Source organism: Falsiroseomonas stagni DSM 19981, assembly GCF_900114315.1.
Classification (GTDB): domain Bacteria; phylum Pseudomonadota; class Alphaproteobacteria; order Acetobacterales; family Acetobacteraceae; genus Falsiroseomonas; species Falsiroseomonas stagni.
On record NZ_FOSQ01000001.1, the window covers coordinates 926,831 to 939,457 of the forward strand.

13 protein-coding genes and 1 pseudogene are annotated in these 12,627 nt (G+C 72.0%); 3 read left to right on the plus strand and 11 right to left on the minus strand.

Annotated features, from left to right (window positions below):
• Positions 1-23: 23 nt before the first annotated feature.
• The gene (locus BM041_RS04350) at positions 24-1,394 is read left to right on the plus strand and encodes a glycosyltransferase family 4 protein (protein WP_092955960.1); all 1,371 of its coding nucleotides are present in this window, start codon (positions 24-26) and stop codon (positions 1,392-1,394) included.
• Between the two features lie 6 nt (positions 1,395-1,400).
• Here the strand turns inward: BM041_RS04350 and BM041_RS04355 are convergent, their stop codons facing one another.
• Genes BM041_RS04355 through BM041_RS29860 form a run of 4 tightly spaced genes read right to left on the minus strand, consistent with a single transcriptional unit; the run spans position 1,401 to position 3,945 of the window.
• Positions 1,401-1,763, minus strand: coding sequence for a GFA family protein (locus tag BM041_RS04355; RefSeq protein ID WP_092955963.1), 363 nt, complete (start codon positions 1,761-1,763; stop codon positions 1,401-1,403).
• 13 nt (positions 1,764-1,776) lie between these two features.
• On the minus strand, positions 1,777-2,571 hold the full coding sequence (locus BM041_RS04360; protein ID WP_092955967.1) for an alpha/beta fold hydrolase: 795 nt from the start codon (positions 2,569-2,571) through the stop codon (positions 1,777-1,779).
• 4 nt (positions 2,572-2,575) lie between these two features.
• On the minus strand, positions 2,576-3,337 hold the full coding sequence (locus BM041_RS04365; RefSeq protein WP_092955972.1) for a type 1 glutamine amidotransferase domain-containing protein: 762 nt from the start codon (positions 3,335-3,337) through the stop codon (positions 2,576-2,578).
• Positions 3,334-3,945 carry an NADPH-dependent F420 reductase gene (locus tag BM041_RS29860; RefSeq protein WP_139225948.1) on the minus strand — a complete coding sequence of 204 codons (612 nt, stop codon included), beginning with the start codon at positions 3,943-3,945 and terminating at the stop codon, positions 3,334-3,336. The genes BM041_RS04365 and BM041_RS29860 overlap by 4 nt, the downstream gene beginning before the upstream one ends.
• Positions 3,946-4,020: 75 nt before the next feature.
• Here BM041_RS29860 and BM041_RS04370 point away from each other — a divergent pair, with 75 nt between their 5' ends.
• Positions 4,021-4,947, plus strand: coding sequence for a LysR family transcriptional regulator (locus tag BM041_RS04370; RefSeq protein ID WP_175533726.1), 927 nt, complete (start codon positions 4,021-4,023; stop codon positions 4,945-4,947).
• Positions 4,948-4,950: 3 nt separating this feature from the next.
• On the opposite strand, the gene rsmD is transcribed toward BM041_RS04370, so the two are convergent.
• From rsmD to BM041_RS04385, 3 genes and pseudogenes are all read right to left on the minus strand, one after another.
• Positions 4,951-5,508: a 16S rRNA (guanine(966)-N(2))-methyltransferase RsmD gene (gene rsmD, locus BM041_RS04375; protein WP_175533727.1), complete on the minus strand. Its 558-nt coding sequence runs from the start codon at positions 5,506-5,508 to the stop codon at positions 4,951-4,953.
• A gap of 130 nt (positions 5,509-5,638) precedes the next feature.
• Positions 5,639-6,409, minus strand: a pseudogene (locus BM041_RS04380) (pseudouridine synthase); the annotation flags it as partial.
• Positions 6,406-7,119 (minus strand): gamma-glutamyl-gamma-aminobutyrate hydrolase family protein, encoded by a 714-nt coding sequence (locus tag BM041_RS04385; RefSeq protein WP_092955981.1) that lies wholly within the window; start codon positions 7,117-7,119, stop codon positions 6,406-6,408. The pseudogene BM041_RS04380 and the gene BM041_RS04385, both read right to left, overlap by 4 nt.
• Before the next feature lie 68 nt (positions 7,120-7,187).
• Between BM041_RS04385 and BM041_RS04390 the strand changes: the two genes are divergently transcribed.
• A complete protein-coding gene (locus BM041_RS04390) occupies positions 7,188-7,619 on the plus strand; it encodes a nucleoside deaminase (RefSeq protein WP_092955984.1) in 432 nt (143 codons plus the stop codon).
• On the opposite strand, the gene BM041_RS04395 is transcribed toward BM041_RS04390, so the two are convergent.
• The 4 genes from BM041_RS04395 to BM041_RS04410 all read right to left on the minus strand — a co-directional run bounded on the left by BM041_RS04395 (position 7,611) and on the right by BM041_RS04410 (position 12,534).
• Positions 7,611-8,417 carry a hypothetical protein gene (locus BM041_RS04395; protein ID WP_139225950.1) on the minus strand — a complete coding sequence of 269 codons (807 nt, stop codon included), beginning with the start codon at positions 8,415-8,417 and terminating at the stop codon, positions 7,611-7,613. The genes BM041_RS04390 and BM041_RS04395 overlap by 9 nt on opposite strands.
• A 119-nt stretch (positions 8,418-8,536) precedes the next feature.
• Complete coding sequence (locus tag BM041_RS04400; RefSeq protein ID WP_092955990.1) at positions 8,537-9,505, minus strand: tripartite tricarboxylate transporter substrate binding protein; 969 nt, start codon at positions 9,503-9,505, stop codon at positions 8,537-8,539.
• A gap of 142 nt (positions 9,506-9,647) precedes the next feature.
• Entirely contained in the window at positions 9,648-11,450 is a 1,803-nt protein-coding gene (locus BM041_RS04405; RefSeq protein WP_245761916.1) for a polysaccharide biosynthesis/export family protein, read from the minus strand.
• 22 nt (positions 11,451-11,472) lie between these two features.
• Entirely contained in the window at positions 11,473-12,534 is a 1,062-nt protein-coding gene (locus tag BM041_RS04410) for a capsule biosynthesis protein (RefSeq protein WP_245761917.1), read from the minus strand.
• Positions 12,535-12,627 lie beyond the last annotated feature (93 nt).

A 12,627-nucleotide genomic window follows, 5' to 3' on the forward strand; every position in this document is an offset into this window, starting at 1 on the left:
ATGCCGGTCGCGACAGGAGATGGATGACGGTGCTGAAGCCTCGGATCGCGATCGACGGCTACAACCTTTCCCTGGACCAGGGGACGGGGGTCGCGACCTATTGCCGCAACCTGACCCAGCGCCTGCATGCGCTGGGGGCGGAGGTGGGGGTGCTCTACGGCCAGAAATCCTCCAGCGGGCGGGACGACCTGCTGCGGGAGGTCGGGCTTTATGACGCGACGCCGCGGCCCCTGCCGCCCCGCCAGCAGGCCTATGAGGATTTCCGCGCACGGCTGAAACTGGCGATGGGGCCCATGGCGCGGGCGGTGCCGCGGACCGATCGCGTCGTGCTGCGGGGGCTGGAGGCGCGGCTGCCCCAGGCCGACCGGCTGTGGAACGTGCCCGGCCTGTTCCGCGCCGCGGTGCAGCGGGCGGCGCCGGGGCGGAAGTTCGGCCGCGTGAGGCTGCCGGACCGGCAGGATGTGATGCACTGGACCTTCCCGCTGCCGCTGCGGGTGGAGGGCGCCCGCAACATCTACACCATCCATGACCTGGTGCCGCTGCGGATGCCCTATGCGACGCTCGATTCCAAGCGCCGCTACCTCGGCACCATCCGGCGCATCGCGGCGGAGGCGGACCACATCGCCACCGTTTCCGAGGCATCGAAGCGCGACATCATGAACCTGCTGGGCGTGCCGGAGGAGCGGATCTCCGTCACCTACCAATGCGTGGAGATCCCGGCGGCGCTGGCGGAGAAGCCGGAGGCGCTGGCGCGGGCGGAGGTGAAGGGCGCCTTCGGCCTGGAATGGGGGGGGTACTGGCTGTTCTTCGGCGCGATCGAGCCGAAGAAGAATATCGGCCGGATCATCGAGGCCTACCTGGCCTCCGGCAGCCCCTGGCCGCTGGTGATCTGCGGCAAGCATGGCTGGCAGGTGCGCCAGGAACTGGCGCTGCTGTTCGAGGATGACCACCGGCAATTCCCGGAGGATACCCGCTACGACGGCCCCCAGGGCATGACCCGCAAGCTGCGGGACCGGGTGATCCTGCTGGACTACGCGCCCTTCCGCCTGCTGGTCAGCCTGATCCGCGGCGCGCGGTCCCTGCTGTTTCCCTCTCTGTATGAGGGTTTCGGCCTGCCGGCGCTGGAGGCGATGCTGCTGGGCACGCCGGTGCTGACCAGCAACGTGGCCTCGCTGCCGGAGGTGGTGGGCGATGCGGCGCTGATGGTCGATCCCTACGATACCAGGGCGATGGCGGAAGCGATCCAGGCGCTGGATGCGAATGACGATCTGCGGGCGGAGCTGTCCTGGCGGGGGCCGCGCCAGGCCGCGCTGTTCGATGCCGCGCATTACGATGCCAGGCTGGTCGAGATGTACGCGAAGCTCGGCATCGCGCTGGGCCGCGCCGGGGAATAGCCGCGGTCAGGCCGGGATCTCGTACCAGTCCCCCTTCGACTCCACCCAGACGTTGCGGATCGTCTTCATCCCCGTGGGCGGGTCGATGGTGCCGGCGGAGACCAGGATGCGGTCGCCCTGCCGGGGCCGCTTGAACAGGCGGCCGCCGCAGCGCGAACAGAAGCCGCGTTCCGCCGTGGCGCTCGATTCATACCAGGTGAGCGTCGCCGAGGCTTCGAGCGCCACTGAATCCTTCGGCGCCGCCAGCATCGCATTGGCGTTGCCGTGCATCTGCTGGCAGTCCCGGCAGTGGCAGGTGATGACGCCGACGGCATCGCCATCGATGCGGTAGCGCACGCCGCCGCAATGGCATTGTCCGGTGAAGGGCATGGCGATCGGCTCCTCAGGGCTGGGCGAGCGTCGCTATCGCGGTGGCCAGGGCGGCCGGCGCGGCGAGCATCGGGGTGTGGGAGGTCGGCAACTCCGCCACGCGGGTGACGCCGGCGGCGGCCAGCATGGCACGCTGGAAGTCGGGGGTCAGCGTCCGGTCCTGCGTGGTCACCACATAGGCCCTGGGCACGGCGCCGAAGCGTGCACCCGTCAGCGTGACGGGGGTGGCGAGCGGCGGCACCGGTTCGGCGCGGTGCCGCGCCACCAGCCAGGCGGCATCCTCCGGCGTGCAATCCGCGCAGAAGGTCTCGACGATCCCCTCCCGCGCGAGGGAGGCGGGGGAGTAGCGGGCGGGGTCGTCCTGCCGCCAGTGGCGGCCGACCAGGCTGGCGGGATCGCGCTGGGAGAGGCTGTAGGCGCTGTCGCCGGAGGCCGGCAGATAGGCCGCCAGGAAGATGAGGCGGCGCAGGCGATCAGGCGCTGCCTCTGCCACGGCGGCCGCGACGATGCCGCCGAAGCTGTGGCCGACCAGCACAACGTCGCGGCGATCCCCGATCGCGGTCAGCACGACGCGGACATAGAGGTCGAGGGTGGCCGCTTCGGGCGGCGTCGGGTCCGCGCCATGGGCGGGGAGTTCGGGGGCCAGCACCTCGAACCCTTCGGCGCGGAGTGCCGCCGCCGTGCGGTCCCAGATGGCGGCGCCCATCCAGGCGCCATGCACGAGGACGATGACCGGCCGCGGCTGGGCGCGGGCGGGGGTGGCCAGCAGCAGCGGCATGGCAAGGACGGCGCGGCGGGGCAGCGTCATGCGGTCAGGCTCCGAGGGCGGCGATGATGGCGGCGGCGGTCTCCCCGCCGGAGAAGTTCTGCTGGCCGGTGACGAGGTTGCCGTCCCGCACCGCGAAGCTGCGCCAGGGGCCCGCCTGGATGGAGTTGGCGCCCTGGGCGCGCAGCCGATCCTCGATCCGCCAGGGCATCACGTGGCGGTCGCGCGGCAGGGCGCCCATGGCCCAGGCGGCCTCGTCCGCCGCATCCTCCTCGACATTGGCGAAGCCGGTCACGGTGCGTCCCCTGGCCACCGGCGTGCCGTCGGACCGCCTGGCGTGGCAGAGGATGGCGGTGCCGTGGCAGAGCGCGGCGGCCACCTTCCCGGACTCCAGGAAGGCGGAGAAGCGGTCCTGCAGGGTGGTGGCGGCTTCGAAGGTGAACATCGGTGCCTGGCCGCCGGCCACCAGGATGGCGTCGAAATCACCGAGGGCGATGGCCGCCACGGGCTTCGTCGCCGCCACCAGCGCGGCCAAATGCGGGGTCTCGATGAAGCCGCGGCTGACGATGTCGTCGGCGGAATAGCCGGAAGCGTGGCGCGGATCGCTGAAGGCATCGCCCTCGCAGGCGCCGCCCGCGGGGCTGAAGATCTCCATGGCGAAGCCGGCCTCATGGAAGGCGAGCCAGGGATGGGCGAGTTCGCTCCACCAGAAGCCCACGGGCCAGCCGGTGGTGGTGGAAATCGCGGGGTTGGCGATGACGATGGCGATGCGCTTCGGGCGCAGCGCGTTGGGGTTGCGCAGGCTCATGGCGTGCCCGCCCGGCGCAGCGCGAAGGCGAAGTCGCGGCCAAGGCCGCGGCGCATGGCGAGGTCGATCCACAGCATCGCATGCGCCTCCAGCAGCCGCGCGGCGCGGAGCGGGCCGGCATCCACCGCCTCGAACCCGATATCGGTGGCGAGTTGAATGGCGATGGTCCTGGCGTAGCCATCGTCGCCGGCGGCGAACATCACCGGCCGCGGCGTGAAGCGGGCGGCATCGGCCATGACATCGGCGCCGGTGGTGTTGAACACCTTCGCCAGCCGCAGGCCCGGCAGGGCGCGGGCGATGCGCTCCGCCCCGCTGTCATCGAAGCCGAAGGCGAGGTCGAGACCGTCAGGGCCCATGGCCAGCGGGTTGGTGGCGTCCAGCACCGGCACCGTGCCGGGTTCGACGGCCGCGAGCGCTTCTTCCGCCGCTTCGTGCGGCGTGGCGAGGATATAGGCCTCCGCCCCCGGCAGCGGGGCGAGGGGCGCGACGGCATCGCCGCCGCCGCGCGCCAGGTCACGCAGCAGCAGGGTGGGGTGATGGCCGGCGCGGCGAAGCGCCAGGGCCAGTGCCTGGCCGACATGGCCGCCGCCGATGATGCCGATGTGCATGTCGCCTCCCGTTCCCACCGCGGCAAGGATGGGTGGTGCTGGCACTTTCCTCCATTGAATGTTCTGAATGACGACATGAGCGAGATGAAACTCCGCCGCCTCGACCTGACCCTGCTGCTGGTGCTGGACGAGGCGCTGCGCCACCGGAAGCTGGCGGAGGTCGCGAACCGCCTCGGCCTCAGCGCACCCGCCGTCAGCCACGCCCTGGCGCGGCTGCGGGACATCTTCGACGATCCGCTCTTCATCCGCCGGCCCGGCGGCGTGGAGCCGACGCCGCGCTGCCTGGAACTGGCGCCGCTGGTGGCCTCCCTGCTCGGCTTGGCGCGGGAAGCGGTGGCGCCGCCCCAGCCCTTCGACCCCGCCACCAGCGACCGCATCTTCCGGCTGACGGGGCTGGATTACGAGGCGTCCCGCTTCGGGCCGCCGCTGCTGGCGCGCTTCGCGGCGGCAGGGCACGGGCTCAGGCTCTCCTTCCGCCCCCATGCCCGGGATGCCGCGATGACGGCGCTGGCGGAGGGGGAGGCGGATGTCGCGCTGGGCTTCTTCCCGCGCCGGCCGGCCGGGATCGCGACGCGGCGGCTGTATGAGGAAACCTACCTGGTGGCCGGGTCCCCCGACCATCCGCGGCTGCGCCGGCGGCGGTCGATCGACCTGGCGCTCTATTGCGCGCTGGACCATGTGCTGGTGTCGGTCAGCGGCGGGCTGGAGGGCACGGTGGATGCGGCGCTGGCGCGGCAGGGGCTGAAGCGGCGGGTGGTGGCGGCGATGCCGTCCTTCCTGCCGGCTCTGGCGGCCGTCGCGGCATCACCGACCATCGTCACGATGCCGCGGCGGGTGGTGGAGAACTACGCGCCCCGCTTCGGGCTGAGGGCCTTCGCGCCGCCGCTGCCGATCCGGCCCTTCGTGCTCTCGGCCGCCTGGCATGAACGCCAGGCGGGGGATCCGGGGCTGCGCTGGCTGCTGGCGCAGGTGGAAGCGGCGGCGGAGGAGGTGGCGCGGTAGGCGCTATCCCGCGCGGAGGAACACCACCCGCGCGGCGCCGTGTTCGCGCATGGCCACTTCCTCGAAGCCTGGCGCCTCCAGCGCTTCTTCCCGCCCCAGCTCCGCCACCACCAGCGCGCCGGGGGCGATCCAGCCGGCCGCGGTCAGGGCAGCCAGGGCGCGGGGGACGAAATCCTGGCCATAGGGCGGATCCAGCATCACCAGCGTGCAGGGCTGGGCCGCGGCGGGCGGCTTCAGGGCGTCGCCGGCGATGATGCGGGACCGTGTATCGGCGCGGCAGGCCGCGACATTCGCGTGAAGCGCGGCCAGCGCAGCGCGGTCGCGCTCGATGAAGGTGGCGTGGGTGGCGCCCCGGCTCAGCGCTTCCAGGCCGAGGGCGCCGGTGCCGGAGAAGGCGTCCAGCACGCGCGCCTCCTCCACCACCGCCCGGCCCGCCCAGGGGGCGTGCCAGAGCATGTCGAAGACGGCCTGGCGGACCCGCTCCGCCGTCGGGCGCGTGGTCTCCCCGGGCGGTGCGGTGAGCCTACGGCCCCGATGGCTTCCGGCGACGATTCGCAACATGCTTCGGCCTCGGCGGCTCCGCATTGCGGGCGCGGGGAATGTTCTCGGGACGCACGCGCTTGGGCTTGGGCGGTGCCACGGGGGGCGGCGCCGCGGCGGCGGCGGCGGCCGCTTCCTCCTGCTCCCGCCGACGCTTCTTCTGCGGCGCCTCCCCGATGCCGAGCTGTTCGCGCATCACCTTGGGGTGCACTTCCTCCACCGCGCCCTTGGGCAGGGTGCCGAGCTGGAAGGGGCCATAGGCCGTGCGGATCAGCCGCGTCACATGCAGGCCGAGGTGCTGCATGACGCGCCGAATCTCCCGGTTCTTGCCTTCCTTCAGGCTCACCGTCAGCCAGGCGATGGCGCCGCGGCGGCTGTCGAGCCCGGCCTCGATCGGGCCATAGGCGACGCCATCCACGGTGATGCCGCGGGCGAGGGCCGCCAGCGACTTCTCATCCACCACGCCATAGACGCGGACGCGGTAGCGGCGGAGCCAGCCATTGCTCGGCAGTTCCAGCTTGCGGGCCAGCTCCCCGTCATTGGTCAGCAGCAGCAGCCCCTCGCTGGTCAGGTCGAGGCGCCCGATGGAGACGACGCGGCCGATGGCGGGCGGCAGGCGTTCGAAGACCGTGGGGCGGCCCTGCGGGTCCTTGTGCGTCGTCACCACGCCATCGGGCTTGTGGTGGCGGAACAGGCGGGTGCGTTCCGCGGGCTGGACCGGCTTGCCGTCCACGCTGATGCGGGCGCCTTCGGTGACGAAGGTGGCGGGCGTCGCCACCACCTTGCCGTTCATCTTCACCTTGCCCTCGGCGATCAGCTTCTCCGCATCGCGGCGGGAGGCGATGCCGGCGCGGGCGAGGTATTTCGCCAGGCGCTCGCCGCGCTCGGCCTCGGGGGCGGTGTCTTCGGCGTCGTCGGTCACCGGCAGGCCTCCACAAAGGCGGCGAGGATCACGGGGTCCCGCGGGTCCACCGCATATTCGGGGTGCCACTGGACGCCAAGCGCGAAGCGGTGGCCGGGATGCTCGATGCCCTCCACCACGCCATCGGGGGCGCGGGCATTCACCAGCGCACCGGCGCCGGGGGTGGCGACGGCCTGGTGATGGGCGGAGTTCACGGCCAGGCGGTCGATGCCGACGATGCGCGCCAGCAGCGTGCCGGGCGCGACCGCGACCTCATGACCCGGCTCGTTCCGCGGGTTCGGCTGTTCATGCGCCAGCGCGCCCGGCACCTCGTCCGGGATGTGTTGGATGAGTGTGCCGCCGAAGGCGACCGCCAGGAGTTGCTGGCCGCCGCAGATGCCGAGGACCGGCATGTCGCGCCGCAGCGCTTCCCGCGTCGCGGCCAGTTCGAAATCGGTGCGGCCGGGCTTCAGCGTGACCTTGGGATGCGGCGCGCCGCCGCCCCAGAGCGCGGGGTCCACATCGAAGGCGCCGCCCGTCACCAGGAGCCCGTCGATGGCATCGAGGTAGTCGGCCGCGAGGTCCGGGTGATGCGGCAGCGCCACGGGAAGGCCACCCGCTTCGATGACGGCGGAGAGGTAGTTCTGGCGGAGCGCATACCAGGGCAGCTTCGACCAGCCGCCGGCGGGTTCCGCATCCAGGGTGACACCGATGACCGGTCGCTTTTTCATGCGCTGTTGCTAGACCTGCAAGGCGCGCCGGGGCAAGCATCGCGGCCATGCCAACCGGCCCCAGCCCCATGGAAATCGCCCTCGACGCCGCCCGCGCCGCCGCCGGGCGGGGGGAAGTGCCGGTGGGCGCCGTGGTGACGGATGGCGCGGGGCGCGTGCTGGCGGTGGCGGGGAACGAGGTGGAGGCACGACGCGACCCCTCCGCGCACGCGGAAATGCTGGCGCTGCGGGAGGCCGCGCGCGTCACCGGCGACAAGCTGCTGCCGCAGGCGACGCTGACCGTGACGCTGGAGCCCTGTGCCATGTGCGCCCAGGCCATCGCCTTCTTCCGGATCAGGCGGGTGGTCTTCGGCGCCTATGACCCGAAGGGCGGCGCGGTGGAACACGGGCCCCGCCTGTTCGGCCAGCCCACCTGCCACCACGCGCCGGAGGTGGTCGGCGGCGTGCGGGAGAGCGAGGCGGCGGCGCTGCTGAAGGATTTCTTCGCGGCGCTACGGTAGCGCGCGATGCACGCCCGTCGCGCGCGGGTCCCATTGCCAGGGGGGATCGGGCCGCACCGCGACGGCGCCCTGGAAGCGGGGCGGGGGGCGGTGCTTCTCCTCCCCCGCCAGCACGGCCTGGCCCCGATCCGTCAGCGCCCAGCCCTCCCCGGGCCGGAGCAGGCGCAGCGGCCCGGCCGAGAGGCGCCGGTGCAACTCCAGCAGCATCAGGTCCGTCTGCGGGAAGGTCGGATCCATCGCGTGCTGGGCCTGCATGACGGCGGCCAGCGTCGTGGCACCATCGGCCACCGCGCTCAGCACCTGGCGTTCCGTCCGCGCCAGGCGGTCCGCGCGCCAGGGCAGGTCCTGCAGGTGGCGGCGGAGCGCCGGGGCGAGGTGGGGAAGCGGGCTGGCGCGGCGCCAGAGGCGGTCGAGCGCCTCCGGGTCCGGGTCCGCGAAGGCGGCCCAGGCCTCGGCGCCGGCCTCGATCTGCAGCGCCGTGAGCGGCTGGGGCTCGAGCACGGCGAGTTCGGCGTCGGACAGCGCCATGAAGGGGCGCTTCCCGTCCGCCGGCATCAGGAACAACCGGCCCTCCAGCCCGCGCCGGTCCGCCAGCAGGGACAGGACGCGGATCAGCACGGCCTGGTCCCAGAGGTCATGCTCGAACCACAGCAGCACGCGGTCGAAGCGGTCCAGCGTGTTGAGCGCCATGTATTCGCGGCCGAGGCGCAGCCGCGCCTCCTGCAGATCAACCCCCGCATGCAGCGCGATGACGCGGGCGCGGAGGCCGAGATAGGCCATCGGCGCGTCGTCATTCACCGCGCCGACGCAGACGGGATCGCTGATCGGCAGATACTCCCCCGCCCAGCCCGCCGCGGGCAGGCGGGGGCGGAGGTCATCGCCGCAGCGGATATGCGCCCGTGTCGGCGCCGCCGTGGTCAGAGGCGGAGGCCGAGCTTGCGGATCATCTCCCCTTCCGTCGCGAAGGTGCGGCGCGCATCGGTCGCGTAGTCATCGGGGCCGAGATACATCGGCGCCATGTCGAAGCGGTCGAGGATCGCCATGTGGGCGGGATCGTAGAGCGCTTCCTTGAAGGCGTCGTGCAGGGCACGCACCACATCGGGGTTCATGCCCTTCGGGCCGGCCAGGCCATAGGGGCTGGCGCTGACGATATCGATGCCGGTCTCCCGCAGCGTCGGCACGTTGGGGAAGCGCTTGGCGCGATCGGCGGACCAGGTGACGAGCAGCTTGAGGCGCCCGGCCTGCACCATCTCCGACCAACCGGAACTGTCGGCCAGCGCGGTGGTCTGCCCGGCGAGGAGGGAGGTCACATTCTCCGCGAAGCCGCGGAAGGGCACATGCACCCAGTCGATGCCGCGCGCGCCCGCGATCTGTTCCATGGTGATGTGCAGCGAAGTGCCGACGCCGGGCGTGCCGTAGGTGACGCGGCCCGGATTCGCCTTCGCGTGGTCCAGGAATTCCTGGAAGGTGTTCCAGGGCGCATCCGGCTTCACCACCACGCCGAACAGATAGCCGGTGAGGTGGATGATGTAGGTGAAATCCTCCAGCGGATTGAACAGCGGGCGGCTTGCCATCTGCGGATGGCGGAAGACGCTGATCGGCATCTGCGTGATCACGTAGCCGTCATTGCGTTCGTTCAGCATCTGCTGAGCGCCCAGGACGCCGCCGGCGCCGCCCCTGTTCTCCACGATCACGGGCTGGCCGAGGCGCCGCGCCGCCTGTTCGGCCAGCACGCGCATCTGGATGTCGGTGGTGCCGCCCGCCGCCCAGGGGACGATCAGGCGGATGGGCCGGTCGGGGAACCGGCCCTGCGCGCGCAGCGCGGGGGTGGCGAGCAGCGTGGCGCCGAGGCCGAGTGCGGTGCGGCGGCCGATTTGGTGGATCATGGTCGCGGAGCCTCCCTGGATGGTGCCGGCCTCTCGGGGCCGGTTATCGGCATCCTGCCTATCGCGGGCGGCGCGGATCGGCAACAGAAAGGGCGCTGACCTTCCGGCCAGCGCCCCGTTCCACCCGGCGGTGCCCGGTGGATCAGTTCGCGAAGACGCGGGCGGAGAGCGCGGTCTGGAAGATCATGTTCAGCAGGTCGCGCGTCAGCTGGAAGTTCTTGGGGTCGAGGCGCGGCAGGGCGATGAGTTCATCGCCCGGCTGCGGCGGCTCCGTCGGTTCCAGGATCAGCTCGCCGCTCGCGCGCCGGATCATCAACTGGTTGTCGCCGCCGCGCTCGGCCAGGCCGCCAGCCGCGCGGATGAAGTCCTGCGCTGACATGTTCGGCCGCCAGAGCACGGCCTGCGGCGCCATCACCTCGCCGGAGACGAGTACGGTCTGGACACGCTCGGGGATGACGATGACGTCGCCATCCTCCAGCCGCACATCGGCGCAGCGCCCGCCCCGGTCCATGACGACGAGGCGCCCTTCCGGCCGCGTCCGCCGCGCGCGGCTGATGTAGCTCGACACCAGCTGCGCCTCGGAGGCCCTGACCTCGGCCACGCCGGTGGTGGGGGAGACGGTGAGGAACAGCTGGCGCTCCAGCCGGTCCATCGCCTCGTTGATCACGCGGGCCTGCTGCGCGGCGACCGAGGGACGCAGCAGGAAGATGCCGCGCGTATTGGCGAGGTTCGGATCGACCGCGATGTAGTCGAGCACGGTGCAGAGCGTGACGTCCCGGTCGGTGATGAGGACGGAGGGGCCGATGCGGCTGCCCTCGACCGAGACGCGGACGGTGGGCGGTGGCGAATCCGTGATGAAGGTCACCACGTCCTGGTCCATCAGCTGGACACCGGCCAGTTCACGCACCGTCGTGTAGCGGGAAAAGGGCTGGTTGTTGCGCGTGCCGCGGATGACGGCGTTGGTGGCGGAGGGCAGCGGCGCGGCGAGGCGGATCAGCTCCGACCCCTGCATGGTGCGGCCGGTCACCTCGAACAGGAAGTTGTTGCGCACGGCGCCATCGGCCCCGACCATCGCACCCTGGGCGGGCACCAGGATGGTGTCGCCCTGCTGGAGCGACAGAGGCGGCAATTCGCCGGAGAGCAGGAAGCGGTAGAGGTCGATGCGCGCGACGGTCCGGCCGCCGCGGTTCACCGTGATGTCGCGGTAGGAGCCGCGGCCCGGATCGACCCCGCCCGCGCGGGCGAGGTAGTCGAGCACGCTTTCCGAGGCGGAGCCGAGGTGGCGGCCCGGCGTGCGGACCTGGCCGGTGACGAAGACGCCGACCTGGCCGGCGGAGAGCAGCACGGCATAGACCTGGACCTGCTGCGAATAGACGCGGCGGACCTCGGTCTCCACAACCCGCTGGACATCGCCCGCGCGGGCGCCGGCCAAGCGGACGGGGCCGACCTGCGGGATGAAGACGTTGCCGTCGGTATCGATGGTCGTGACGATGGACGCCTCGACGAAGCCCCAGACGGTGATGGAGATGCGATCGCCAGGCAGGACGGTGTAGTTCGGGTTTGGCGTGTCGGAGGCTGCCGGCCCGCCGCGGGTGAAGAGGGCGGAGCCGAACACCACGGTGGCCGGGCCCGGGGAGCGTCCCGGTTCGCCGATCGGCCCGACCGCGATCGGCCCGCCTTCCGCCGCCGTGGCCGAACCGGCGCGGGAGGTGGAGATCATGTCGCCGGCGCTGAGCGCGGGCAGGCTGAGCCCCTGCCCCGCCGCCGGGGCGGATGTCTGCTGGCCCGTGGCGGGGGCCGTCGTGGCGCCGGACGTACTGCGCGTCGAAGGCAGCGACGGCGCCGAAACCTGCGCCTGCGGCGCCGTGGGCAGCAGCAGCGCCGCGGCCAGCAGCCAGCGCGCCAGTGCGGGCACCTTCGTCGCCGCGCGGCGTGCCGTGGTCATGGGGTAGATGGTATCCGTCATGTCAGCTCGCATGTTCCCGCGCGCCAGCCACCATCAGCCAGCCGATCCCGAACAGGATCGTCAGCCCGGCGAAGATGGTGAGCGTGTTGAAGCGTCCCCTGGGGTGTGAAGCGCGCTCCGGCAGGTTCGGCTCCACCACCCGCATCAGGAACACCGCCTGCCGCTGCGCATCGGCCCGCGCATTTTCCAGCGAGCTGATGGCGGAGGTGAGCTGCTTTTCCGCGAATTCGCGTTCCAGCTGCAGGCGTTCATAGCCGGACAGCTGCTGGGTCAGCCCTTCCTCCCCGCGCGTGGAGCGCGCGCGCTCGGCCCCTACCTGGGCCACCAGCGCGGCGATGCGGTTGTTCAGCACCTGGATCTGCGGGTTGTCGGGCCGCATGAAGGCACGCTTCTCCTGCAACTCCGCGCGGGTCTGTGCGAGCAGCGCTTCAAGCCGCGAGACGTTCTCCACCGCCGCGCCGGCACTGCGCGTGGGATCGAGTGCCTGTTCGCGTTCGCGGAAGTTGTTGAGGGCGTCGCGGGCAGCGGTGACGCGGCGTTCGGCGATCTCCACCTCCTCCCGCGCCACGCGGATGGTGTCCGCGGCCGTGCGGGCGGAGAAGCGGTTGACCAGGTTCTCCGACAGCACGATGAGCGCCTCGGCGATGTCCCTGGCGTCACCGGGCCGGTAGGCGAGGACGCGCAGCGTGGTGATGTTGGTCTCGATATCGTAGCTGACCGTCACGCGGCGGCGGTAGTAGCGCAGCAGCCGTTCCGCCGCCGGTTCCTCGGATGTCAGGCGGGAGACGAGGTCGGCCTCCGGCCGCCGCCAGATGGCGACGAGGTCGAGCGAGCGACGCAGGCCGGCCAGCGCATCGAGGCTGTCGATATAGGCTGCCACGGCGCGCGCTTCGTCCATGCCGCCGCGGCCACCCGTGACGGCGGCCACGATCCCGCCGGCGCCGCCGGCGGCGGGCGCACCGCGTCCGCGGACGAGGATGCGCGATTCGGATTCGTAGAGGTCCGCGGCGTAGGTCGCGTAGTAGGTGCCGACCAGCAGCGTCGGCAGCAGGACGAGCAGCATGTACCAGCCCTTGACGGTCTGGGGCAGCAGGCTTCGTCGCCAGCGCCGCTTCGGCGGAAGGCGGGGCGGCAGGCGCTGGTCCTCGACCCCGGA